This is a genomic window from Dactylosporangium sp. CA-139066, assembly GCF_050936175.1.
Classification (GTDB): domain Bacteria; phylum Actinomycetota; class Actinomycetes; order Mycobacteriales; family Micromonosporaceae; genus Dactylosporangium.
In genome coordinates this window covers 9,104,568-9,127,513 of sequence record NZ_JBNJNH010000001.1, presented here as the reverse complement: position 1 = coordinate 9,127,513, position 22,946 = coordinate 9,104,568, and the positions used below count along the sequence as shown (strand labels likewise).

Below are 22,946 nucleotides of genomic sequence, written 5' to 3'. Positions count from 1 at the left end.
CCGCGGATCTCACCCGGACCTGCAGCAGGGTACGACCGCCACATCGGCACGCTCATGCGGTACCGACGGCGGAACAAAGACGAACGTGAAACATTGAACGCTGATGAGGGGGCCGCGGATGGCGGGGGAGACGAAGACGAAAGCGTCGGCGCGCAAGGACCAGCGGGAGGGGCTGCGGGTCGAGCGCGTCTGGACGACCGAGGGTGTACACCCATATGACGAGGTGGCGTGGGAGCGCCGCGACATCGTCATGACCAACTGGCGGGACGGCTCGATCAACTTCGAGCAGCGGGGGGTCGAGTTCCCGACGACGTGGAGCGTCAATGCCGCCAACATCGTCACCACCAAGTACTTCCGGGGCGCCGTCGGCACGCCGCAGCGTGAGCAGTCGCTGCGCCAGCTGATCGACCGCGTCGTGTCGACCTACACGAAGGCCGGCCAGGACCACGGGTACTTCGCGACCGACCGCGATGCCGAGATCTTCGGCCACGAGCTGACCTGGATGCTGCTGCACCAGGTGTTCAGCTTCAACTCGCCGGTGTGGTTCAACGTCGGCACCGCCTCGCCGCAGCAGGTCAGCGCCTGCTTCATCCTGTCGGTCGACGACTCGATGGACTCGATCCTCGACTGGTACAAGGAGGAGGGGCTGATCTTCAAGGGCGGCTCCGGCTCCGGCGTCAACCTGTCCCGGATCCGCTCCTCCAAGGAGCTGCTCACCAGCGGCGGCACCGCGAGCGGCCCGGTGTCGTTCATGCGCGGCGCCGACGCGTCGGCCGGCACGATCAAGAGCGGCGGCGCCACCCGCCGCGCGGCCAAGATGGTCATCCTCGACGTCGACCACCCCGACGTGGAGGAGTTCATCGAGACCAAGGCCCGCGAAGAGGACAAGATCCGCGCCCTGCGCGACGCCGGCTTCGACATGGACCTCGGCGGCAAGGACATCGTCAGCGTCCAGTACCAGAACGCCAACAACTCGGTCCGCGTCTCCGCCGAGTTCATGCGCTCGGTCGAGGACGACACCGAGTTCGGCCTGCGCTCGCGGCTCGACGGCAGCGTGGTGTCCACGGTCAAGGGCAAGCAGCTGTTCCACAAGCTCGCCCAGGCGGCCTGGGAGTGCGCCGACCCCGGCATCCAGTACGACGACACGATCAACGACTGGCACACGTGCCCGGAGACCGGCCGGATCACCGCGTCGAACCCGTGCAGCGAGTACATGCACCTGGACAACTCCAGCTGCAACCTCGCCTCGCTCAACCTGCTGAAGTACCTCAAGGCCGACGGCTCCTTCGAGATCGAGAAGTTCGTCAAGTCGGTCGAGCTGGTCATCACCGCCATGGACATCTCGATCTCCTTCGCGGACTTCCCGACGGAGAAGATCGGCGAGACCAGCCGCGCCTACCGCCAGCTCGGCATCGGGTACGCCAACCTGGGCGCCCTGCTCATGGCCAGCGGCCTGGCGTACGACTCGGAGGGCGGGCGCGCCGTCGCCGCCGCCATCAGCAGCCTGATGACCGGCACCGCGTACCGCCGCTCGGCCGAGCTGGCCGGCGTCGTCGGCGCCTACGACGGCTACGCCCGCAACGCCACCGCCCACCAGCGGGTCATGCACAAGCACGCCGCGGCCAACGAGGCCATCGCGCTCGTCGGCGGCGTCGACACCGCGATCAAGGAGGCGGCCACCGCGCAGTGGACGCTGGGCAACGAGATCGGCGCCAAGAACGGCTGGCGCAACTCGCAGGCCTCCGTGCTCGCCCCGACCGGCACCATCGGCCTGATGATGGACTGCGACACCACCGGCGTCGAGCCCGACCTGGCCCTGGTCAAGTTCAAGAAGCTCGTCGGCGGCGGTTCGATGCAGATCGTCAACCAGACCGTGCCGCGGGCGCTGCGCACCCTGGGGTACCAGGAGGAGCAGGTCGAGGCGATCGTCGAGCACATCTCGGCGCACGGCCACGTCGTGGACGCGCCGGGCCTGCGCACCGAGCACTACAGCGTGTTCGACTGCGCGATGGGCGAGCGCACGATCGCGCCCATGGGCCACGTGCGGATGATGGCGGCGATCCAGCCGTTCATCTCCGGCGCCATCTCCAAGACCGTCAACATGCCGGAGGCGGCCTCCGTCGAGGACGTCGAGGAGATCTACTACCAGGGCTGGAAGCTCGGCCTCAAGGCGCTGGCGATCTACCGCGACAACTGCAAGGTCGGCCAGCCGCTGTCGGCGGTGTCGTCCAAGAAGGCCGAGGAGCCGGCGCCGGTCGTCCAGGAGGTCGTGAAGACCGAGAAGGTGATCGAGTACCGCCCGGTGCGCAAGCGCCTGCCGAAGAAGCGGCCGAGCTCGACCGTGTCCTTCTCCGTCGCCGGCGCCGAGGGCTACCTCACCGCCTCGTCCTACCCGGACGACGGCCTGGGCGAGGTCTTCCTCAAGATGTCGAAGCAGGGCTCGACCCTGGCCGGCGTCATGGACGCGTTCTCCGTCGCGATCTCCATCGGCCTGCAGTACGGCGTGCCGCTGGAGACCTACGTCTCGAAGTTCGTGAACATGCGCTTCGAGCCGGCCGGCATGACCGACGACCCGGACATCCGCCTGGCCAGCTCGGTCATGGACTACATCTTCCGCCGCCTGGCGCTGGACTTCCTCGACTTCGACACCCGCTCGGAGCTGGGCATCCTGACCTCGTCGGAGCGCGCGGCCCAGCTGCGCGCCGAGGCGGGCGGCGGCGAGTCCGACGTCGACCTCACCGAGATGCGCAACTCGGCCCCGGTCGAGAAGCCGGCGGCGGCCGACAAGGCCGCGAAGACGGTCGAGGTCGAGATCGAGACCCCGCGGCGCGCGGGCTCGTCCACCGAGCTGCTGGAGCTGGTCCAGGGCAAGGCGGCCGACGCGCCGCTGTGCTTCACCTGCGGCACGAAGATGCGCCCGGCTGGCAGCTGCTACGTCTGCGAGGGCTGCGGCTCCACCAGCGGCTGCAGCTGAGCCTGCTCATCACACGGCCGCTCGCCCCGCTCGGGGCGGGCGGCCGTTTCGCTGGCATCATCGACTGGTGGATCGAGTGCTGGGCGGCGGCCCGCTTCGCGAGATCGGCCGGCCCCGCGTTGTCGCCATCGCGCCCGGCGGCGATCGCCTCGCGATCGGCGGCGAGCTGGGGCGGGCCCAGTGGCACGGCCACGACGTCGCCGCGCGGTCGCGCTCACACCGCGGCTGGTATCCGCTGGCCGTGTACCGGGCCGACGACCTGTCGTGCGAGCACCTCGTCACGACCGGCTGGCCGGCGAACGCGATAGCCTTCCATCCGACGCTGCCGCTGGTGGCCGTCGGCACCGGCTCGTACGACGGCGGCTGGTCCTACGAGGGCGAGCTCGTCCTGCTGGACCTGACGACCGGGGCGGCCGTGTCGCTGCTCCAGTATCCCCGCGAGGTGCGGCGCGTCGCCTGGGCCGATCCGCAGACCCTCGACCTGGTGCTGGCGGTTCCCTGCGACGAGGACGAGGAGCAGTACGCCACCACGTCCCTGGCGTGCTCGATCCGCCGCGACGACTGGGACCGGGCCACCGCCCGGATGCTCCGCGCGCCGTACGGGGAGACGCCGGTCCCGGACGGGCCGCGGACGGACCCGGCGGCCGGCGCCGCGATTGTCGAGGAGCTGTGCCGCGAACGCGGCCGGCCCTGGGCGCCCCGGCGCGCGGTGTGGGCGGTGGAGTCGCTGCCCGGCGGGCGCATCCTCGCCGCGCTCGAGGGCGTCCGGCTCGAGTGCTGGTCCCCGACGTCGGACGAGCCGCTGTGGCGGCTGCCGTCCGACGGCACGGGCTGCCAGGTGAAGGTGCGGCCCGGTGCGCGCACCGCGCTGGTGCTGACGCAGACGCCGAACAGGTTCGAGGACCGGGGGTGGACCCACGATCCGAGCGTCGTGACCGAGGTGGACCTGGCGGACGGCGCCGTCCTGGCGACCCACGAGCCCGGCTCACACGTCGTGCTGGTGACGCGGGCCGACGGCGGCTGGGCCTGGCGGGACGCCGAGTTCGTTCCGGAAGCGACCGGCACGGCGGTCGTGCACGCCCCGGGCGCCGCGGAACCGGCCACCGTCGCGATCGGCCGCTACGACCTGTTCAACCACTACTTCGACATCCGCCGCGCGCCCGATCTGCTGTTCCTGCAGGGCCGGGAGGACAAGCCGTCGCTCGAGAAGTGGGTGGTCACCTCCGACGGGCGCCGCCTGTTCCCGCTCGAGTGGGACGCGGCGCGCGGCAAGCACCTGTTCGGCGGCTGCGGCGCGTACCTCGAGGATGCGTCGGGGCCGTCGCTCGTGCACGCCGGCGCGATTCACGACTGGGCCGGCCTGCTGAAGGGCAATGCCTTCGTGGTCCGCCGGGCCTACCCGGGCGGCGAGCTCCAGTGGGTGTTCACGGCCGACTGCAGAGCCACCGCGCTCGACGCCGACGAGGACTTCGTCTACGTCGCGTTCAACGACGGGGAACTGGTGGTGCTGCGCGCCGGGGACGGCTCGGTGTACACCCGGCGGGAGCTGCGGATCGATGGTCACCGGGCGATCCCGCTCTCGCTCGCCCGGCTGGACCCGGGGCGCCTCGCGATCGGCACCCTGGACGGGCGGATCGTGATCTGGCCCGTTCAGGACCAGGCGGCGGCGTAGCGGTCGAGGTCGTCGCGGTACTCGATCCGCTCGAACCAGTCCGCGGGCCAGGCCTGCGTGCCGTGGATGGCGCCGGCCAGGCCGCCCGCGATCGAGGCGATCGAGTCCGAGTCGCCCGAGGACGCCGCGCCGCGGGCGATGGCGTCGACCGGGGAGTCCGGGTACAGCAGGACGCAGTACAGGGCCGTCGCGAGGGCCTCCTCGGCGACCCAGCCCGCGCCGCCGGCGGCGCACGGGTCGGCGTCCTTGCCGATGTAGCGGACCTGGTCCTCGAGGCCGGTCAGCACGTCGAGGCACTCGTCCCAGCCGGTGGCGATGAAGCGCTCCGGGCTGTCGACCATCGGGCGGCGCCACAGGTCGTCGCCGAGCCAGTCGCCGCGGTACACCTTGCGCTGGGACTCGCAACGGGCGCGCAGCGCGGCCGGGAGCTCGGCGACCGGCAGGCCGTCGAGGAGCCAGCGGACCGCGAGGGCGCTCAGCTCGGACGCCGCCAGGCCCGTCGGGTGGCCGTGGGTGAGGGCGGCCTGCAGCTGGGCGGAACCGGCGCGCTCGTCGTCGGTCAGGCCCGGGGCCAGGCCCATCGGGGCGACGCGCATGTTGGCGCCGCAGCCCTTCGAGCCCTGGACCGTCGCCTCGACCCACGGGCGGCCGCGGGCCAGGTCGCCGACCGCGTGCATGCAGGTGTTGCCGGGGGCCCGGTTGTTCTCGGGGCTGAACGCCCACGCGATGAAGGCCTCGCGCAGCGGCGGCTCGAGGGTCGCCGCGGTGAGCGGCGGGTCCGCCTGGGCGCGCAGCAGCGCGTCGGCGACCGCCAGGGTCATCTGGGTGTCGTCGGTGACCAGGCCGTCGGACGGCAGGTCGCGGGGGCCGCCGGGGCCGTACCGCTGCACGATCTCGTCGTAGCGCATGAACTCCGTCGGCTTGCCGAGCGCATCGCCGAAGGCGAGACCGAACAAAGCTCCCCGGACCTTGGTCATGTTGCGGAAGCTATACCCGCACCACCTCGACACGCGACCCGGGGTAGCGGTCGCGCACCGCCACGGCCCGGCGCTCGGCGGCGTCGGACAGCGCCAGCAGGCGCACCGGGCCGGGCGTCGAGGCGACGGAGGCGTCGAGGCGGCCGGGGGCGGTGACCGGCAGGTGGTTGTAGATGGCGCCGGCCGTGTCGCCCGACGTGCGCTGCATCGTCGACAGGAACAGCGTCAGGCGGTACGACTCGTAGCCCCGGTCGTCGCCGACCACGATGACCGGCGCGGTGGCCGGGATCCGCGCGTACGCGGCGAGCAGCAGCCGGGCCTGCGCGACGCGCTGCGCGTCCGGGCCGCGCAGCCACATCCGTCCCCAGGTGCCGTCGATTCGTCGGCCGTCAAAGACGGGATGGTACGGGCTGTCGCCGCGCCCGGCCCCCGTCAGCGCGACGATCGCGACGAGCGCCGGCACCGCCACCGGCAGGGAGCGGCGGCGCGCGGCGGCGGCCGGCGGGGGCAGGTGCAGCGCGACCGCGCCCGCGCCGGCCAGCAGCACCGCGAAGACGAGGTACAGCGCCTTGTTGGCGTAGTAGCCGGAGCCCACGCCGAAGAGGCGCTGGCCGACCAGCAGGACGCCGGCGAACGCCGCCACGGGGACGAAGACCAGCGCGTAGCGCCGCCAGATCCGGCTGCGCCGGCCGCGGCGGGTGAGCAGGCCGGTGGCGACCAGCGCGGCCAGGGCGGCGAGCGCGTCGCGGCTGAGCACGAGGTAGCCGATGGTGAACAGGGCGCTCGCCTGGTCGGCGTAGACGAGGCCGTACACCATCGGGCCGGCCGCGCCGAGGCCGCACGCGGCGGCGAGGGCGAGCGCGACCGGGCGCCGGGCCAGGCGCCGCCAGCGGGTGGCGAGCCAGATCAGCGCGGCCAGGCCGGCCGGCGGCAGGTAGAGGTAGTACGTGAACCCGACCGCGGCCAGCAGCAGCGCGACGAGCAGCAGCTGGTCGCGGGTGCGCGCGACCGGGCGCACGAGCAGGGCGAGCAGCAGCACCGCCTCGGCGAGGCCGAGCACCTGGCTGGGGTAGCCGAAGCTGAGCAGCTCCAGCATCTCGCCGGCGGCGCACGCGGCGGCCAGCACCGCGGCGAGCGTGACCCGCCGGGCCGGGGTCAGGCCGCCCGCCCCGATCCACTGCGCGGCCCACACCAGCACGAGGGCCAGCAGCGCGTAGCCGCCGAGGACGTAGGCCAGATAGTGGGTCAGCATTGCGGTACCGCTGCCGAAATCGCGGGCCGAGGACCGCACGTAGCCGTCGAGCAGGCCGGCCAGCAGGTGCGAGCCCTGCGGGTAGTCGATCATGCCGCCGTAGACGTAGCGCTCGGCGCGGGCGTGGTCGGCGAACAGGTAGCCGCCGGTGCGCCGGATCGCGTCGAACACCGCCGCGTGGCGCGCGAGGTCCTCGCCGTCGAGCATGATCGCGAGGCGGCGGTCGGGGCCGGCCCGCCAGACCGGCCAGGCGGCGACGAGCGCGACGGCGCCGGCCGCGGCGACGGTGACCGCGTCCGGCCAGCGCGGGCGCGGCAGCGACGGGCGGCGCCCGGTCGCGGCGGCGAGCAGGATGAGCGCCGTCGCGGCGGTGCCACCGGCGGCGACCGGGTGCAGGCCCCAGGGCCACGCCGCGAACGCGAGGCCGCCGAGGCACGCCGCGCCCAGCAGGGCGCCCGTCGCGAGCACGAGGCGGTCGAGCAGCGTGCGGCCGCCGCGCAGCAGCGACGCGGTGGCGAGCAGCAGCAGGGGCGGGACGGCGGCGGCGAGGCGCAGCTCGTACAGCCCGGCGACGACGGCCCACGCCGCGGCCACGAGGGCGGGCGCGCGCAGTCGTACACGCCAGGGGGAGGGGTCCGGCACATCGGGTACAACGAACCTTTTGCCCGTTCGTTGTACTGGACGTGGTCACCCTCCGCGACCGGTACGACGCCCGGGCCAACGGCCTGGGGCTGCTGCGGCTGGGGCTGGCGCTGGCCGTCCTGGTCGCCCACGCGTGGCCGCTCGGCTTCGGGGCGCCCAACCCCGGCCAGGGCCTGACCCGCGGGCAGAGCGACCTGGGCTCCCTCGCGGTGGACGGGTTCTTCGTGCTGTCCGGGTTCCTGGTCGCGGCGAGCGCCCGCCGCGGTGGCGCGCTGCGCTTCGCCTGGCACCGGTTCCTGCGCATCTTCCCGGGGCTGTGGGTGTGCCTCATCGGCACCGCGGTGGCCGCCGCCGCGACCGGGCACGGCGGCGCGGTCGCGTTCGCCCGGGCCAACTGGTTCGGGGCGGTGCACCAGTGGGGCATCGACACGCTGTTCCTCGACACGCCCTACGGGCGCCTGACCCGGGGCAGCGTCGTCAACGGCTCGCTGTGGAGCCTGGTGTACGAGCTGCTGTGCTACGCCGGCCTGACGCTGCTCGTCGTCGTCGGGCTGCCGCGCCGCGCCCCGTGGCTCGTGCCGGGGCTGGCCGCGGCCGCGTTCCTCGTCATCGCGGCCGACGCCGCGCACGACCCGACGACCCCGCGCTACCGGGGCGGCCTCGGCCCGTTCCCGCTGCTCGGCTACGTCGACGCGCAGCTGGCCTGCTACCTGGGCTTCCTGTTCCTGCTCGGGGCGTCGGCGCAGCTGTACGCCCACCGCATCCCCCTGCACCCGGCGCTCGCCGGCGCGGCCGCGGCGGTGCTCGCCGCCAGCCTGGTGCTCGGCGGGTTCTTCCTGGTGGGGTACCCCGCGCTGGCCTACCTGCTGCTGTACGCCGCCTGCACCGTCCCGCCGAGACTGCACCGGGTCGGCCGCGAGCACGACTACTCCTACGGCATCTACATCTACGCGTTCCCGATCCAGCAGCTCGTCGCCGACCTCGGCGGCGCCGCGCACGGCGCGCCCGCGTACCTGGCGCTGTGCGTCCCCGCGGTGCTGCTCGTCGCCGCGGCCTCCTGGCATCTGGTCGAGCGCCCCGCCCTGGCGCTCAAGCACCTCGCGAACCCGTCGCGCAAACTACTGTTGGCGCGGTGACCATCACCTATGCCTGGCGCGGCGTCTTCACCGACCAGGAGATGCCCGGCGTCTGGGAGCGGGTGAACGCCCACAGCCTCGGCTGGGTGTGCGCCCGGGACGCCGACGCCGCCCTCGCCGGCTTCGTCAACGTCGCCTGGGACGGCGACCAGCACGCGTTCATCCTCGACACCTGGGTCGACCCGGACCGGCGCCGGGCCGGCATCGGCACGCTGCTGGTGAAGGTGGCGGCCGAGGAGTCGCGCGCGGCCGGCTGCACGTGGCTGCACGTCGACTTCGAGCCCCACCTCACCTCGTACTACCTGGAGTCCTGCGGGTTCCGCCCGACCGCGGCCGGGCTCATCGCGCTCTGATACGCCAGCGCCGCCGCGCCGTAGAGGCCGCCGTCGCGCCCCAGCGTGCTGGCCCGCACCTCGAGGCGGCGCAGGAACGCCATGCCCTCGCGCGCGGCGAGGGCGCGGCGGATCGGGGCGAGCAGCGTCTCCCCGGCCGCGGCGACCCCGCCGCCGACGATGACGCGGTCCAGGTCGACCAGGGCCGCCGTGGTGAGCAGCCCGGTGGCGAGCGCGTCGGCGGCCCGGTCGAACGCCGCCCGGGCCACCGCGTCGCCCGCCCGGGCCGACTCCGCCAGGGCGCGGGCGTCGGCCGGGCCGGCGGGCGGCGACCAGCCCCGCGCGGCCGCCCAGCGGACCATGGCCGGGCCGCTGGCGTACGTCTCGACGCAGCCCGTCGCCCCGCACGGGCAGCGCTCGCCGTGCGGGTCGACGGTGATGTGGCCGATGTGCCCGGCGTTGCCGGTCGGGCCGAGGTGCGGGCGGCCGTCGAGGACGAGGCCGCCGCCGATGCCGGTCGACACGACGATGCCGAGCAGGCAGCCGCCGGCGTCCGCGGCCGGGCCGCGCCACCACTCGCCGAGCGCCATGCACTGCGCGTCGCCGGCCATGGCGACCGGCACGCCCGGCAGCCAGCCGCCGATCGTCGCGGTGAGCGGGAAGTCGCGCCAGGCCGGGATGTTGACCGGGCTGACGGTGCCGCGGCCGCGGTCGAGCGGGCCCGCGGTACCGACGCCGACCGCCTCGACGCCCGTCGTGCCGGCCTCGACGAGGACGCCGCGCAGCACCGCGGTGGGGTCGGCCCCGGCGATCGGCCGCTCGACCCGCGTGTGGATCGCGCCGTCGCGATCGACGACCGCCGCGGCGAACTTGGTGGCGCCGACGTCGACGGCCAGGACGCGCGTCATGACTGGGCCTCGTTGACGCACCGCAGCACCGGGAAGGCGACGAGCGCCGCCCGGTCGAGCGGCGCGTCGCTGCGCACCTCGAAGGTGACCGACTCCCCGGGCAGCAGCGTGACGAGCTGGTCGTCCACCGTGGCCGAGGGGTCCAGCCGGTCGGGGAAGAGCGCCAGCTCCCGCACGATGGTGCGCGCGGTGATGCGCACCGCGTGGCCGCCGGGCACGTCCGTCACGACCGCGTCGAACTCGGCCGGCGGGTAGGGGACCTGCGGATCCTCGGCGAAGAACCGCAGGTCGCGCCGCCCGTCGAACTCGGCGGCGAGCACCTGCGCCGCTGAACCGTGCAAGTCCGCCGGCACGGGCACCAGCGCGACCGCGCGCGGCTCGGCGGTCACCGCGAACGTCGCCGACGCCAGGGCCGTGCCGTCCAGGGCGCGGCGGGTCAGCGTCAGCGTGCCGGCCCACGGCTCGGCGTCGTCGTTGACGACGGCGACCGCGTCCTCGTGGAAGGTGAGCAGGCGCGGGGCGTAGGAGCGGCGCAGCTCGTACCACAGCGGCTTGCGGCGCCGGCCGCCGTCGACCGCGGCCCAGGACGTGACCGGCCAGCAGTCGTTGAGCTGCCAGACGACGGTGCCCATGCAGTACGGCATCAGGGCCCGGAACCGCCGCACGCCGAACGCCATCGCGCGGGCCTGGTTGAGCTGCGTCCAGTAGTGCCAGTCGTCGAAGCTGCGCGGCACGGGCAGGTGTTCGCCCAGCCCGGAGAGCAGCTTCGCGTTGCCGTCGATCGCCTTCTGGTGGTGCATGACGCCGGGCGAGTCGGGGGCGAGCGGCTCGTCGCTGACCGAGGCGCGCAGGGTCGCGTACGTCGGCGGCCCCTGGAAGCCGAACTCGGCGACGAAGCGCGGGGTGTAGTCGGCGTAGTGGGTGTAGTCCCGGGAGCCCCACACGGTCCAGATGTGGATGGTGCCGGTGGACGGGTCGTGCACGTCGCGGTCGGGCGCGCCCGAGTAGGGGCTGCCGGGCCAGTACGGCCGGCCCGGGTCGAGCTCGCCGGTCAGGCGCGGCAGCAGGTCGTAGTAGTAGCCGGCGCCCCAGCTGCGCCCCTCGAGCTCGGCGGGCCAGCCCCAGTGCTGATGGCCCTCGATGTTCTCGTTGTTGCCGCACCACAGCACCAGGCTCGGGTGCCCCATGAGGCGGGCCACGTTGTCGCGTACCTCGGCCTCGACCTCGGCGGCGAACGGCTCCTCCTCCGGGTACGCCGCGCACGCGAACGGGAAGTCCTGCCAGATCAGCAGGCCGAGCTCGTCGGCCAGGTCGTAGAACTCGTCGGACTCGTAGACGCCGCCGCCCCACACCCGCAGCGCGTTCGCGCCGGCCTCGATCGCCTGGCCGAAGCGCTCCCGCAGCTGCGCGGCGCCGGTGCGGGCCGGGAACGGGTCGTCGGGGATCCAGTTGAAGCCGCGCACGAAGACGGGCTCGCCGTTGACGGCGATGCGGAACGCGTCCGGGTCGAGCTCGACGCTGCGCAGCCCGACCCGGCCCGTCCAGGCGTCTTCGGCGGCGGTGACGACGAGGTCGTACAGGTGCTGCTCACCCCGCCCGCGCGGCCACCACAGCCGGGCGCCGGGCACGTCGACCCGCAGCGTCAGCTCGTCCTGCCCGGGCGCGAGCTTGCCGTCGACCCGCACGCCGCCGATCTCGGCGGACACCGCGACGGCGCTGTGCACGGCCCGCTCGACGGCGACGGTGACGTCCACGCCGTCCGGGCGCGACCGCGGCCGCACCTGGGCGATGCGCGCCCCCGACCAGGAGTGCAGGCCGATCGGGCGCCAGATGCCGGACGTGACCAGCGTCGGGCCCCAGTCCCAGCCGAAGTTGCAGGCCATCTTGCGGATGAAGGCGTACGGCTCGTCGTAGGGGCCGGGGCGGGCGCCGAGCCGGGCGGCCTGGGCCTCGGCGTACTCGTACGGCGCGGTGAACTCGATCGCCAGCTCGTTGGCGCCCGGGCGCAGCAGGGCGGCGACGTCGAAGCGGTAGCGGCGGTGCATGTTGCGGGCCGTCCCGGCCGGCCGGCCGTTGACGGTCACCGTGGCGATCGTGTCGAGCCCGTCGCAGACCAGGTCGACCCGCTCGTAGCCCTCGGGCCGCCAGTCGAAGGTCGTGGTGTAGCGCCAGTGCGTCCGCCCGATCCAGCCCAGCGCCCGCTCGTGGTCGTCGTGGTACGGGTCGTCGATCAGGCCGGCGGCGAGCAGGTCGGTGTGCACGCAGCCCGGCACGGCGGCGGGCACGCCCTCGAGCGCGCCGGCCGGCGGGCGGACCCAGGCGGGGTCCTCCACCGTGGCGGCGGCGATACCGGCGGCGGACAGCGTCCAGCCTTCGTGCAACGAGCGGTACATGCGCGGGTCCTCTGGGTAGGCGAGGTGACTAAACCGAGAAAGTAGAGACCGGCTCTCCCGGCTGTCAATGCGGCACGAATCGTGAAAGGCCGCCGGCGCCCCCTTGACCTGCGGTTATGCGGCGGCAAGTCGCTACCCCGTGGTAACGGTTCGGTAAAGAGGACCGAGCGGACCTTGAGCCCGCCGCGAAAGCGGCGCCATGATGCGAGCGCTTCAGCTAAACCGCTTTAGGCCCGAATGGAGCACCCCCCATGTTGAGACGAACGTTCGTCGCCGTCCTGGCCGCCACCGCCCTCGCTGCGGCCGCTTGCGGCGGCTCGAGCACGCCCGCTTCCTCCGACGACGCGCTGCCGCCCGCCGACCCCGGCAGCGTCTCCGGCGACATCACCGTGCTGACCAACCGCACCGACCTGGTCACCGACGGCACGATGCAGAAGTACGCCGACCAGTTCAAGCAGGTCTACCCCAAGGTCAACGTCAAGTTCGAGGGCGTGACCGACTACGAGGGCGAAGTCAAGATCCGCATGAACACCGAGAACTACGGCGACGTCCTGCTGATCCCCAACACGGTCTCGACCGACGACTACCCGAAGTACTTCGCCTCGCTGGGCAGCGCCGCCGACGTCAGCGCCAAGTACAGCTTCACCGACAAGGCGAAGGTCAACGACAAGATCTACGGGGTCGCCGGCTTCGCGTACGTCAACGGCTTCGTCTACAACAAGGACGTCTGGTCCCAGGCCGGGGTCACCAAGTGGCCCACGACGCCCGAGGAGTTCGTCGCCGACCTGCAGGCGATCAAGAGCAGGACCCAGTCCACGCCGTACTACACCAACTACCACGACGGCTGGCCGCTGAGCTCCTGGTCGTCGGTGGTCGGCTCGGTGAGCTGCGACCCGAAGGCCAACGACAGGCTCGCCACCACCGACCCGTGGGCCGCCGGCGCGGACCTCGCCACCGGGGACCAGCTGCTGTACGACATCGTGAAGAACAAGCTGTCCGAGGCCGACCCGACGACGACCAACTGGGAGGACTCGAAGGGCGCGCTCGGCACCGGCAAGATCGCCACGATGTGGCTCGGGTCGTGGTCCATCGTGCAGATGCAGGACGCGGCGAAGAAGGCCGGCAAGGACCCGAACGTGATCGGGTACATGCCGTTCCCGAAGCAGGTCGACGGCAAGTTCTGCTCGGTCGTCGCCCCCGACTACCAGTACGCGATCAACTCGCACTCCAAGAACAAGGCAGCCGCCCGCGCCTGGTTCGACTGGTTCATCGACAAGTCCGACTCGGCCAAGGTCAACCAGGCCGTCTCCGCGGTCAAGGGCGCGCCGATGCCGCCCGCGCTGCAGCCGTTCACCGACGCCGGCGTGAAGTTCATCGAGCTGTCGCAGGCCGAGGCGCCGAAGCTGACGAAGATCGACAACGCCTCCGAGGTCGGCATCAGCAAGCCCGACTACCGCCAGAAGATCGTCGACACCGCGCGCGGCGCGGCGCCCGGCGACCTCAAGGGCATCTTCACCGACCTGTCCAAGCGCTGGACCGAGGCCGCGAAGACCGTCAGCTGATTTCGATGTGGCGGGCCGGCCGCGGCCGGCCCGCCGTTGGAGGATCGATGATCGACTCGTTGCGCAAGGCGCTCACGCCGTGGCTCTACCTGCTGCCGGCGATCGCGCTGCTCGTGGCGTTCACGTACATCCCGGTCGGCAGCATGATCGGCTACAGCTTCACCGACTGGGACGGCCTGGACGCCGACCCGTCGTTCGTCGGCGCCGACAACTACGCCCAGCTGTTCAGCCGGCCCGAGCTGTTCGGCGTGTTCTTCGTCAGCCTGTACTACCTCGCCGCCGCCGCGGTGCAGATCGGCCTGGCGCTGTACTTCGCCTTCACCCTGAGCTTCGCCACCCGGCTGCGCAACCTCTTCAAGGGCATCCTGTTCTTCCCGTACCTCATCAACGGCGTCGCCGTCTCGTTCGTCTTCCTCTACTTCTTCCGCCCGCACGGCACCCTCGACTCGGTGCTCGCGCTGTTCGGCTCGCACCCCGGCAAGCTCTGGCTCGGCGACCCCGACCTCGTGAACTGGTCGCTGTCGGGCGTCTCGGTCTGGCGGTTCACCGGCCTGACGTTCGTGCTGTTCCTCGGCGCGATCCAGTCCATCCCCGGCGAGCTCTACGAGGCCGCCGAGCTCGACGGGGCCGGCCGCTGGCACATCTTCCGCCACATCGTCGCCCCCGGCATCCGGCCGATCATCAGCCTGAGCGTCATCCTCGCCGTCTCCGGCTCGCTGTCGGTCTTCGAGATCCCGTTCGTCATGACCGGCGGCGCGGGCGACAGCAAGACCTTCGTGATCCAGACGGTCAAGCTCGCCTTCCAGTTCAACAAGTTCGGGCTCGCCTCGGCCGCGGCCGTCGTGCTGCTGGTCGTCGTGCTGCTCGTGACGTGGCTGCAGCGCCGGCTGGTGCCGGACGAAAGGACGGACCTGACATGAGGGCCATCTCCGGCGTCCTGAAGTACGCCTCCCTGGTGCTCGCCTCGATCGTCGTGCTGCTGCCGCTGGTGACCGTCTTCGTCACCTCGCTCAAGACGCCGGAGGAGATCGCCGGCGGCGACACCCTGGCGCTGCCGCGCAACTGGCTGAACTTCCACAACTACGCGGTCGCCTTCGACAAGGGCCAGATGCTCACCGCGTTCGCCAACACGGCGATCATCCTCGTCGTCACCATCGGCGGCACCGTGTTCGTCGGGACGCTCGCCGCCTACGCCATCGACCGCATGCGGTTCCGGTTCAAGAAGCTCGTCGTCGCCGCGTTCCTCGTGGCCACCCTCGTGCCCGGCGTCACCACCCAGGTCACCACCTTCCGGGTGGTCAACGCGCTCGGGCTGTTCGACTCGCGGTGGGCGCCGATCCTGCTGTACATGGGCACGGACATCGTCGCCATCTACATCTTCGTGCAGTTCATGCGCGGCATCCCCGTCTCCCTGGACGAGGCCGCCCGCATCGACGGCGCGTCGACCTTCAAGATCTACCGGACGGTGATCCTGCCGCTGCTCAAGCCGGCCATCGCCACGGTCGTGATCATCAAGGGCATCTTCGTGTACAACGACTTCTACATCCCGTTCCTGTACATGCCCTCCGAGGGGCTCGGCACCATCTCCACCTCGCTGTTCCGGTTCAAGGGCCCGTTCGGCGCGCACTGGGAGACCATCTCGGCCGGGGCCGTCCTGGTCATCCTCCCGACGCTTATCCTGTTCCTGCTGCTGCAGCGGTTCATCTACAACGGCTTCACGTCCGGCGCCACGAAGTAGGAATCCTCGTTGAAACGCCCCACCATCAGCGACATCGCGGAGGCGGCCGGCGTCTCCATCGGCGCGGTCTCCTTCGCCCTCAACGACCGGCCGGGCGTCTCCGCACAGACCCGGGAGCGCATCCGCGCCATCGCCGACGAGATGGGCTGGCAGCCCAGCGCCGCCGCCCGCAACCTGTCGGCGGCCCGCGCGGAGGCGATCGGCCTGGTCATCGCCCGCGACGCGGCGACGCTCGGCGTCGAGCCGTTCTACATGAAGTTCATCGCCGGCCTGGAGACCGAGCTGTCGGCGACCGGCACCGCCCTCGTACTGCAGGTCGTCGGCGACCACGACCGCGCGATCGAGGCGCTGCGCTCGCTGTGGGCGGCCCGGCGCATCGACGCGACCATCCTCACCGACCTGTGGGTCGGCGACCCGCGGGTGGCCGCCCTGGAGCGCCTCGGCCTGCCCGGCATCCTGGTCGGCCACCCCAGCGCCCGCCCGGCCGGCTCGAGCGTCCCGGCCATCTGGAGCGACGACGCGGCCGCGCTCAACGAGGCCGTCAACTACCTGGCCGGCATCGGCCACCGCCGCATCGCCCGCGTCGGCGGCCTCGTCTCCCTCGAGCACACCCGCATCCGCACGGCCGCGTTCCGCGCCGCCGCGGCCCGCCACGGCCTGGCCTCGGCCGAGGTGGTGGACACGGACTACACGTGGGAGGCCGGCGCGTGGGCGACCGAGCGCCTGCTGACCGCGGCCACCCCGCCGACCGCCATCACGTTCGACAACGACATCATGGCCACCGCCGGCCTGCACGTGGCCCGCAAGCTCGGCCTGGACGTCCCGCGCGACCTGTCGATCGTGGCCGGCGACGACTCGCAGCTGTGCGAGATGACGTACCCGTCGCTGAGCGCCCTGGCCCGCGACGTCCTCGCGTACGGCGCCAACACGGCCCGGCTGCTGCAGTCGTTCCTGGACGGCGCGGAACCGGCCGACTTCCAGGACGCCACCCCGCGCCTGCTCCTGCGCGACAGCATCGCCCCGCCATAGCTGTGTTGTCAGCTCGCTTCGCTTGTGTCAGGACCGCCGGCGACACGCCCCGACGGCGAACCGTCTGCGCGGAGCCTGCCCGCGCCGGCCAGTTGAGGGCGGTAACCGGCCTCGTCGCCGGGGTTGCGCAGCCCGGACCCCATGATCTCGGCGGTGTCCACGCCGTGCGGCAAACGGCGGCGGCCGCTCGCGCCGAGGTGGGCGAGCGGCCGCGGTGCGAGCGGGCCTACTTCTTCTTGCGCAGGGCCTTCAGGTCGGCGTGTGCGGTCTTCGCGGCCGTGCGGATCGGGTTCACCTGCGCGCGGATCGCGTCGCCGTCCGGGCCGGGCTTGAGCGACAGCAGCGTGTCGGCCTTACCCTGCAGGGACTGGGCGATCGCGTCCAGCTTCGCGGCGTCGGCGCCCGGCTGCGACCGCAGCTTCGTGACCACCGCGAGCTCGGTGTCGATGGCCACGGTCAGGCGCACCTTCGGGCCGGTGAGGATGAAGACGCGGTAGTCGTACACCATGCTCTGCGCGTCGGCCTTCACCGCCGGCGCGGTGGTCTCGGCCTGCAGCCTGGTCTTCAACGCGGCCAGGCCGGACTGCTGGTCGTCGATCAGCTTGGTCAGCGCCGCCTTGTGCGCCGCCGTGAGCTGGCCGGCGCCGTTCACGATGGACTCGAAGCCCTTCAGGGCGTCCAGGCGCTTGTCGATGCGCGCGGCGACGGCGGTCTTCGCGGCGTCCAGGCCGGCCCCGGGGGACGGGGCCGCGCCCGCGGGGGCGGCGGTGACGAGCGTGGCGGCCAGGGTGGCCAGGGCGGCCAGGGCGGTGGTCGCGGTGCGTACGAGCCGGTTCATCTTTCAGTCCTCGTCCTGTGCGGGCTGGCCGTCGTTGCTGAGCTGCTGCCCGACCTGGTCGAGCATGTCGTCCACGCTTGCGTCGCCGGACTGGCCGGCCTTCGTGTCGGTGCCGGTGTTCGCGGTCGTCCCGGCGGGCGCCGTGGTCGTGGCCGCGGGCGGGGGCGCCGGCTCGGCCGGCTGGTGCGGCCGGGCCCGGCCGCAGCCGCCGAGGAACAGCAGCCCGGCCGCCAGCGCGATGGCGAGCGTTCGTCTCATGGTGGACATGCTCGGGGCCGCGGGTAAGCACCACCCGCGGCCCCATGTAAGAAGTTGGTCAGGCGCCGCCCGCGCCCGCGCCCCGCGCCGCCGTCGCGCCCGCGCCCGCGCGTTGCCGGCGCCCGCGCGCCGCCTGCCTGCGCCCGCGCGTCGCCTGCCCGCGCCCGCGCCGCCGTCGCGCCCGCGCCGCCCATGCGCGCCCGCGCCCGCGCCGCCGTCGCGCCCGCGCCGCCCATGCGCGCCCGCGCCCGCGCCGTCGTCGCGCCCGTGCCGCCCATGCGCGCCCGCGCCCGCGCCGCCCATGCGCGCCCACGCCGCCCGCCCGCGCGCCGCCTGCCCGCGCCCGCGCGCCGCCCCGCCCGCGCCGCCCATGCGCGTCCGCGCCCGCGCCGCCCGCCCGCGCGTCGCCTGCCCGCGCCCGCGCGCGGCCTGCCCGCGCCCGCGCGCCGCCCGCTCGCGCCCGCGCCGCCCATGCGCGCCCGCGCCCGGGCCCGCGCCGCCCGCCCGCGCGTCGCCTGCCCGCGCCCGCGCGCGGCCTGCCCGCGCCCGCGCGCCGCCCGCTCGCGCCCGCGCCGCCCATGCGCGCCCGCGCCCGGGCCCGCGCCGCCCGCCCGCGCGTCGCCTGCCCGCGCCCGCGCGCGGCCTGCTCGCGCCCGCGCGCCATGCGCGCCCGCGCCCGGGCCCACGCCGCCCGCCCGCGCGTCGCCTGCCCGCGCCGCCCATGCGCGCCCGCGCCCGGGCCCACGCCGCCCGCCCGCGCGTCGCCTGCCCGCGCCGCCCATGCGCGCCCGCGCCCGGGCCCACGCCGCCCGCCCGCGCGTCGCCTGCCCGCGCCGCCCATGCGCGCCCGCGCCCGGGCCCACGCCGCCCGCCCGCGCGTCGCCTGCGTCCGCGCGCCGTCTGCCCGCACCTGCGCCGCCCGCGCCCGCGCCGCTCGCTCGCGCCCGCGCGGACCCTTCGCACCCGCGCCCGCGCCGCCCGTGCGTGCGCCGTCCGCGCTTACGCCGCCCGCGCCCCCACGCCGCGCGCCGCCCGCGCGCCGCCCGCGCCGCCCGTGCGTGCGCCGTCCGCGCTTACGCCGCCCGCGCCCCCACGCCGCGCGCCGCCCGCGCGCCGCGCGTCAGGTGCAGGCCGTCGCGCGCGTGTCAGGTGCCGACTGCTGCTGTCACCTCCACCTCCAGCAGCGCGCCCGGGCGGAACAGGCGGGACACCTCCACGGTGGTGCTCGCCGGCGGTACGCCCGGGAACAGTTCGCGCCGCACCCGGCCGTAGTCGGGCAGCAGGCCGAGGTCGGTCACGAACGTCCGGATGTGCACGACGTCGCCGAAGCCGGCGCCGTGTGCGGCCAGGATGCCGCCGATCACGTCGAAGATCCGGCGTGCCTGCGCCGCCATGTCGCCCTCGCCGACGATCGCGCCGGCGTCGTCGACGGCGATCTGGCCGGCCAGGAACAGCAGCGCGCCGCCGCCGCCGATGTCGATGCGTGCCACGTGCGAGTAGGGGCCGGACGGCGGGGTTACGCCGGCGGGGCTGTCCAGCGAGACGATCATGGCCGCCTCACCAGGGCCGACAGGTCATCGTCCGGTACGGCCCGAGCCATCATCGTCCGCGCGGCAGCCAGCATCGGCAGGTCGGGGCCGGCGGCGGCGATCGCCAGGTCGGCGTCCTTGGCGGCGAGGGCGACGCGGAAGTGTGCGGCCGGGGCGCCGGGCGCCAGGGTGCGCTCGGTGGCGAAGCCGAGGGGGCCGTCGCGCAGTACCGCCACCGCCGCCTCCCGGTCGAGTCCCACCGCGGCGGCGACGGTCAGCGCGTCGGCCAGGCCGGCGACCGCGGTCACCAGGGCCGCGTTGAGGACCAGCTTGACCGCGGCGCCCGTGCCGAGCGCGCCGCAGCGCCGGACGGTGCCGAGCGCGGCCAGGACCAGCTCCACCCGCGCGACGTCGGCGTCGGCGCCGCCCGCGAAGATGCGCAGCGCCCCGGCGGCGGCCGCGCCCGTGCTCCCGCCGACCGGCGCGTCGACCAAGGCAACGCCGGCGGGGAGTCCGGCGGCGATCCGGCGTACCGCATCCGGGCCGATCGTCGACATGTCGACGACGACGGTTCCGGCGCGGGGGGCGAGCTTCGCCAGGACGGCCTCGACGGCGTCCCCGTCGGTCAGCATCGTGATCACCACGCCGGCGTCGACCGACCCGAGGTCGTCGACGTGGCGGACGCCGGGGATCGGCGGTCTGGGCGAGCGGTTCCAGGCGGTGACGCGGTATCCGGCCGCGGCGAGCCGGCCCGCGATCGCGGCCCCCATGTGCCCGAGCCCGAGCACAGCGATGTCGTTCATGGCACCGACGCTAGGGCCGGGCCCGCGATGCGACCAGCGAATGTCTGGCATGGCTGCGATGCACAATGGGAATGTGCAGACGGAGATGCTCGAGGTGTTCCGCGAGGTCGCGAACCAGCGCTCGATCACGGGGGCGGCGGCGACGCTGCGGTACACCCAGTCCGCCGTCTCCCGGCAGATGGCCGCCCTGGAGGCCGAGTTCGGCGCGCGCCTGTTCGACCGGCTGCCGCGCGGGGTGGCGCTCACCGAGGAGGGCCGCTGCCTGCTGGCGCACGCCGAGGCCGTGCTGGACCGCCTGGCCGCCGCCCGTCGCGAGGTCCACGCCGTGCGTGACGCCGTGACCGGCCGCCTGCGGGTCGGGGCCTTCGCCACCGCGGATGCCGCCGTGGTACCGCGGGCCATGTCCCGCTTCCGCGCCGAGCACCCGGCCGTCGAGGTCTCCCTGGTCGAGGGCCTGACCATGCGCCTGCTGTCGGCCCTGCTGGCCGGCGACGCCGACGTGGTCCTCGTCAACACGAGCGCCGACCGGCCCTTCACCGACGATCGCTTCGGCTGGCACCACCTGGCCGACGAGCCCGTCCTGCTGGCGGTGCGCGCGGATCACCGGCTGGCCGCCCGCGCCGGCCGCCGGCCGGGTCTGCGCGCCGGCGGGCCGCCGGGCGCCCACGCGCCGGTCGTCCGGGCCGCCCGGGCGCGGGCCGCCGGCGCCGACGACGCGCCGGCCGGGCGCGGCGCCGTGGTTCGCTGGGCCGACCTCGCCGGGGAGCCGTGGGTGGCCGGCTCGCTGCGGCCCGCCGAGACGCTGCTCGGGGCGAGCGCGCGGCTCGGGTTCGAGCCGCGCATCGAGTTCGTGGTCCGCGAGTGGACGGCGAAGTTCGGCTTCGTGGCCGCGGGCCTCGGCGTGACCCTGGTCCCGGCGCTGGCCGCCGCCGTCGTCCCGGCCGGTCTGCGGCTGCTTCCGCTCGACCCGGCGGAGTTCCCGCCGCGGCTCATCCAGGCCGCGACCCTGGCCGGCCGCACGGTGCCGGCCACGGTGGCCCGCTTCCTGGCGATCCTGCAGGATGAGACGGTGGCCACACTGCGTCACGTTTCGCCGCCGGGCCCGTCCAAGCTGCCATGAACACGATCCTGGTCACGGGCGCCACCGGAACGCTGGGCCGCCCGTTGATGCGCGAGCTGTCCGCCCGCCACCTCGACGCGCGCGGCCTGAGCCGCCGGGCCCCCGGCCACGCCCACGCCGATCTGCTGACGGGGGAGGGCCTGGCGGCCGCCCTGGACGGCGTCGGCCTGGTGATCCACGCCGCGACGGACGGGCGCCGCGACGTCCGCGCGGCCGAGAACCTGCTCGGGGCCATGCGCCCCGGCCAGCACATCCTGTACGTGTCGATCGTCGGCGTGGACCGCGTGCCGCTGCCGTACTACCGGCAGAAGTACGAGATCGAAACCATGGTGCGGTCCCGCGGCGGGTCGATCCTGCGCGCGACGCAGTTCCACGACCTGGTCTTCACCATGGCCCGCGCCCTGACCGCGGCGCCGGTCGGCCTGTACCCGTCTTGCTCCGTCCAGCCGGTCGAGGTCGGGGAGGTGGCGACGCGCCTGGCCGAGGTCGCCGCGACGTTGGCGGCCGATCCGTCCCCGGTCGTCGAGGACTTCGGCGGCCCCGAGGTCCGCCACGGCCGTGACGTGATCCGGGCGTACACGAAGGCCGCCGGCCGGCGCCGCGTGCTGCTGCCGCTGCGGGTGCCGGGCCGCATCTTCCGCGCCTACCGCGACGGCGGCCACCTGGCCCCGGACCGCGCGCTCGGCACGCGGACGTGGGAGGACTACCTGGCCGGCCGCTTCGCCTCGGGGTCCTGAGCCGGGTCGGGGGTGTGGCGGATCCGGCGCAGGCCCACCGCGGCCGAGACGCCGGCCGCCGCCACGTCCGCGATCGTGAAGAGCAGGCGGGACACGAGCGTCACGGCCCACGCGGCCGGCCACGCCACGCCCAGGCCGGCCAGCGCGATCGCCATCAGGAACTCGCGCGCGCCAAGGCCCGACGGGGCCACGATCACGAAGGTGCTGATGCTCATGGCGAGGGCCATCGCGAACACGCTGCCGATGAGGCCGTGGGCCACGCCGGGGATGTGGGCGCGGACCAGGAACCAGATGTGGACGCCGGCGGCGAGGTAGCCCATCGCGCACCACAGGCTGGAGACCAGCACGGCCCGCCAGGTGATCGGCCGGTCCAGTGCGGGGCGGCGCAGGAGGCGCATCGCGCGGTTGACCAGGTACGTCAGCAGCGGCGGATAGCAGCAGACCAGGCCGAAGGGCAGGAGGATCACGGCGCACCACACCGCGATCGCGGCGAAGGTCTGGTGCGTGGTGGCGTCGGCGCCGTCGAACGCGACGCCGAAGCCGGGGGAGGTCAGCACCAGGCCGACCGTCACGCCCAGGCCCGTGACCACGGCCGAGCCGATGAAGACCTTCGCGCGGGAGACGCCGACCCGCCGGCCCAGCTCCATCTGCACCACGTACGCCCACACCGTGCCCGGCAGGTACTTGCCGAGGGCGCCGATGAGCTGGATCGGGGCGGCGTCGCGGATGCGCAGCGGGTGGTCGAGGCTGCCGACCATCGCCCGCCAGGCCATCATCGTCGCCCACAGGCAGGCGACCGCGGCCGCGAGCGAGGCGCCCAGCGAGGGCCAGGAGAGGTGACGGAACGTGTCCGACACCTCGCTCCACTGCCGGACCGTGGTGGCCACGATGAAGTAGGCGATGCCGAGCGCGGCGAGGATGCGCACCACCTGGATCGCCCGGGAGCGCCACGGCTTCTTGACAGCGGGCGGAGCCGGCGCGGCATCCACTGCAGCTCCACTCACGGTCGGTCACGCTAGCACGGTCCGCACGACCGACTCGGACGG

Annotated in this window: 19 protein-coding genes; 10 read left to right on the top strand and 9 right to left on the bottom strand. The window is 74.0% G+C overall.

Going from position 1 to position 22,946, the window contains the following annotated elements; translation table 11 throughout:
* Positions 1–118 precede the first annotated feature (118 nt).
* Together ACQEVU_RS41790 and ACQEVU_RS41785 are read left to right on the top strand one after the other, a co-directional pair.
* The gene (locus ACQEVU_RS41790) at positions 119–2,974 is read left to right on the top strand and encodes a vitamin B12-dependent ribonucleotide reductase (protein WP_433335290.1); all 2,856 of its coding nucleotides are present in this window, start codon (positions 119–121) and stop codon (positions 2,972–2,974) included.
* Positions 2,975–3,041: 67 nt separating this feature from the next.
* Positions 3,042–4,646, top strand: a complete 1,605-nt coding sequence (locus ACQEVU_RS41785) for a hypothetical protein (protein ID WP_433333796.1) — start codon at positions 3,042–3,044, stop codon at positions 4,644–4,646.
* Here the strand turns inward: ACQEVU_RS41785 and ACQEVU_RS41780 are convergent.
* Positions 4,625–5,623 (bottom strand): ADP-ribosylglycohydrolase family protein, encoded by a 999-nt coding sequence (locus ACQEVU_RS41780; protein WP_433333794.1) that lies wholly within the window; start codon positions 5,621–5,623, stop codon positions 4,625–4,627. The two genes, ACQEVU_RS41785 and ACQEVU_RS41780, sit on opposite strands and share 22 nt — an antisense overlap.
* Positions 5,624–5,633: 10 nt before the next feature.
* A complete protein-coding gene (locus ACQEVU_RS41775; RefSeq protein ID WP_433333792.1) occupies positions 5,634–7,517 on the bottom strand; it encodes a hypothetical protein in 1,884 nt (627 codons plus the stop codon).
* A 41-nt stretch (positions 7,518–7,558) separates the two neighbouring features.
* On the opposite strand from ACQEVU_RS41775, the gene ACQEVU_RS41770 reads away from it, so the two are divergent.
* Together ACQEVU_RS41770 and ACQEVU_RS41765 are read left to right on the top strand one after the other, a co-directional pair.
* Positions 7,559–8,653 carry an acyltransferase family protein gene (locus ACQEVU_RS41770; protein ID WP_433333790.1) on the top strand — a complete coding sequence of 365 codons (1,095 nt, stop codon included), beginning with the start codon at positions 7,559–7,561 and terminating at the stop codon, positions 8,651–8,653.
* Entirely contained in the window at positions 8,650–9,006 is a 357-nt protein-coding gene (locus ACQEVU_RS41765) for a GNAT family N-acetyltransferase (RefSeq protein ID WP_433333788.1), read from the top strand. Before ACQEVU_RS41770 ends, ACQEVU_RS41765 begins: the two co-directional genes overlap by 4 nt.
* Here ACQEVU_RS41765 and ACQEVU_RS41760 read toward each other — a convergent pair.
* Together ACQEVU_RS41760 and ACQEVU_RS41755 are read right to left on the bottom strand one after the other, a co-directional pair.
* Positions 8,952–9,893: an ROK family protein gene (locus ACQEVU_RS41760; RefSeq protein WP_433333786.1), complete on the bottom strand. Its 942-nt coding sequence runs from the start codon at positions 9,891–9,893 to the stop codon at positions 8,952–8,954. The two genes, ACQEVU_RS41765 and ACQEVU_RS41760, sit on opposite strands and share 55 nt — an antisense overlap.
* Complete coding sequence (locus ACQEVU_RS41755) at positions 9,890–12,286, bottom strand: glycosyl hydrolase 2 galactose-binding domain-containing protein (RefSeq protein ID WP_433333784.1); 2,397 nt, start codon at positions 12,284–12,286, stop codon at positions 9,890–9,892. The genes ACQEVU_RS41760 and ACQEVU_RS41755 overlap by 4 nt, the downstream gene beginning before the upstream one ends.
* A gap of 251 nt (positions 12,287–12,537) precedes the next feature.
* Here ACQEVU_RS41755 and ACQEVU_RS41750 point away from each other — a divergent pair, with 251 nt between their 5' ends.
* The 4 genes from ACQEVU_RS41750 to ACQEVU_RS41735 are packed head-to-tail and all read left to right on the top strand — an operon-like array spanning position 12,538 to position 16,615.
* Positions 12,538–13,848 carry an ABC transporter substrate-binding protein gene (locus ACQEVU_RS41750; RefSeq protein WP_433333782.1) on the top strand — a complete coding sequence of 437 codons (1,311 nt, stop codon included), beginning with the start codon at positions 12,538–12,540 and terminating at the stop codon, positions 13,846–13,848.
* Positions 13,849–13,895: 47 nt separating this feature from the next.
* Complete coding sequence (locus ACQEVU_RS41745; protein WP_433333780.1) at positions 13,896–14,768, top strand: carbohydrate ABC transporter permease; 873 nt, start codon at positions 13,896–13,898, stop codon at positions 14,766–14,768.
* A complete protein-coding gene (locus ACQEVU_RS41740; protein WP_433333778.1) occupies positions 14,765–15,586 on the top strand; it encodes a carbohydrate ABC transporter permease in 822 nt (273 codons plus the stop codon). Before ACQEVU_RS41745 ends, ACQEVU_RS41740 begins: the two co-directional genes overlap by 4 nt.
* A 9-nt stretch (positions 15,587–15,595) precedes the next feature.
* Positions 15,596–16,615, top strand: a complete 1,020-nt coding sequence (locus ACQEVU_RS41735) for a LacI family DNA-binding transcriptional regulator (RefSeq protein WP_433333776.1) — start codon at positions 15,596–15,598, stop codon at positions 16,613–16,615.
* Positions 16,616–16,841: 226 nt separating this feature from the next.
* Here the strand turns inward: ACQEVU_RS41735 and ACQEVU_RS41730 are convergent, their stop codons facing one another.
* The 4 genes from ACQEVU_RS41730 to ACQEVU_RS41715 form a co-directional block, all read right to left on the bottom strand.
* Positions 16,842–17,453, bottom strand: a complete 612-nt coding sequence (locus ACQEVU_RS41730; protein ID WP_433333774.1) for a hypothetical protein — start codon at positions 17,451–17,453, stop codon at positions 16,842–16,844.
* 3 nt (positions 17,454–17,456) lie between these two features.
* Complete coding sequence (locus ACQEVU_RS41725; protein WP_433333772.1) at positions 17,457–17,711, bottom strand: hypothetical protein; 255 nt, start codon at positions 17,709–17,711, stop codon at positions 17,457–17,459.
* Between the two features lie 1,145 nt (positions 17,712–18,856).
* The gene (locus ACQEVU_RS41720; RefSeq protein ID WP_433333770.1) at positions 18,857–19,261 is read right to left on the bottom strand and encodes a RidA family protein; all 405 of its coding nucleotides are present in this window, start codon (positions 19,259–19,261) and stop codon (positions 18,857–18,859) included.
* The gene (locus tag ACQEVU_RS41715) at positions 19,258–20,043 is read right to left on the bottom strand and encodes an NAD(P)-dependent oxidoreductase (RefSeq protein WP_433333768.1); all 786 of its coding nucleotides are present in this window, start codon (positions 20,041–20,043) and stop codon (positions 19,258–19,260) included. The genes ACQEVU_RS41720 and ACQEVU_RS41715 overlap by 4 nt, the downstream gene beginning before the upstream one ends.
* 73 nt (positions 20,044–20,116) lie before the next feature.
* Between ACQEVU_RS41715 and ACQEVU_RS41710 the strand changes: the two genes are divergently transcribed.
* Both ACQEVU_RS41710 and ACQEVU_RS41705 read left to right on the top strand, forming a co-directional pair.
* Entirely contained in the window at positions 20,117–21,163 is a 1,047-nt protein-coding gene (locus ACQEVU_RS41710; protein ID WP_433333766.1) for a LysR family transcriptional regulator, read from the top strand.
* Positions 21,160–21,900 carry an SDR family oxidoreductase gene (locus ACQEVU_RS41705; RefSeq protein ID WP_433333764.1) on the top strand — a complete coding sequence of 247 codons (741 nt, stop codon included), beginning with the start codon at positions 21,160–21,162 and terminating at the stop codon, positions 21,898–21,900. The genes ACQEVU_RS41710 and ACQEVU_RS41705 overlap by 4 nt, the downstream gene beginning before the upstream one ends.
* Here ACQEVU_RS41705 and ACQEVU_RS41700 read toward each other — a convergent pair.
* Positions 21,867–22,904, bottom strand: a complete 1,038-nt coding sequence (locus tag ACQEVU_RS41700; RefSeq protein WP_433333762.1) for a lysylphosphatidylglycerol synthase transmembrane domain-containing protein — start codon at positions 22,902–22,904, stop codon at positions 21,867–21,869. The genes ACQEVU_RS41705 and ACQEVU_RS41700 overlap by 34 nt on opposite strands.
* Between the last annotated feature and the right edge of the window lie 42 nt (positions 22,905–22,946).

Coding starts and splice junctions, on each gene's coding strand:
- ACQEVU_RS41750 (WP_433333782.1), top strand. CDS start 12,538: ATGTTGAGACGAACGTTCGTCGCCGTCCTGGCCGCCACCGCCCTCGCT.
- ACQEVU_RS41720 (WP_433333770.1), bottom strand. CDS start 19,261: ATGATCGTCTCGCTGGACAGCCCCGCCGGCGTAACCCCGCCGTCCGGC.
- ACQEVU_RS41725 (WP_433333772.1), bottom strand. CDS start 17,711: ATGAGACGAACGCTCGCCATCGCGCTGGCGGCCGGGCTGCTGTTCCTC.
- ACQEVU_RS41755 (WP_433333784.1), bottom strand. CDS start 12,286: ATGTACCGCTCGTTGCACGAAGGCTGGACGCTGTCCGCCGCCGGTATC.
- ACQEVU_RS41760 (WP_433333786.1), bottom strand. CDS start 9,893: ATGACGCGCGTCCTGGCCGTCGACGTCGGCGCCACCAAGTTCGCCGCG.
- ACQEVU_RS41705 (WP_433333764.1), top strand. CDS start 21,160: ATGAACACGATCCTGGTCACGGGCGCCACCGGAACGCTGGGCCGCCCG.
- ACQEVU_RS41730 (WP_433333774.1), bottom strand. CDS start 17,453: ATGAACCGGCTCGTACGCACCGCGACCACCGCCCTGGCCGCCCTGGCC.
- ACQEVU_RS41715 (WP_433333768.1), bottom strand. CDS start 20,043: ATGAACGACATCGCTGTGCTCGGGCTCGGGCACATGGGGGCCGCGATC.
- ACQEVU_RS41745 (WP_433333780.1), top strand. CDS start 13,896: ATGATCGACTCGTTGCGCAAGGCGCTCACGCCGTGGCTCTACCTGCTG.
- ACQEVU_RS41790 (WP_433335290.1), top strand. CDS start 119: ATGGCGGGGGAGACGAAGACGAAAGCGTCGGCGCGCAAGGACCAGCGG.
- ACQEVU_RS41740 (WP_433333778.1), top strand. CDS start 14,765: ATGAGGGCCATCTCCGGCGTCCTGAAGTACGCCTCCCTGGTGCTCGCC.
- ACQEVU_RS41780 (WP_433333794.1), bottom strand. CDS start 5,623: ATGACCAAGGTCCGGGGAGCTTTGTTCGGTCTCGCCTTCGGCGATGCG.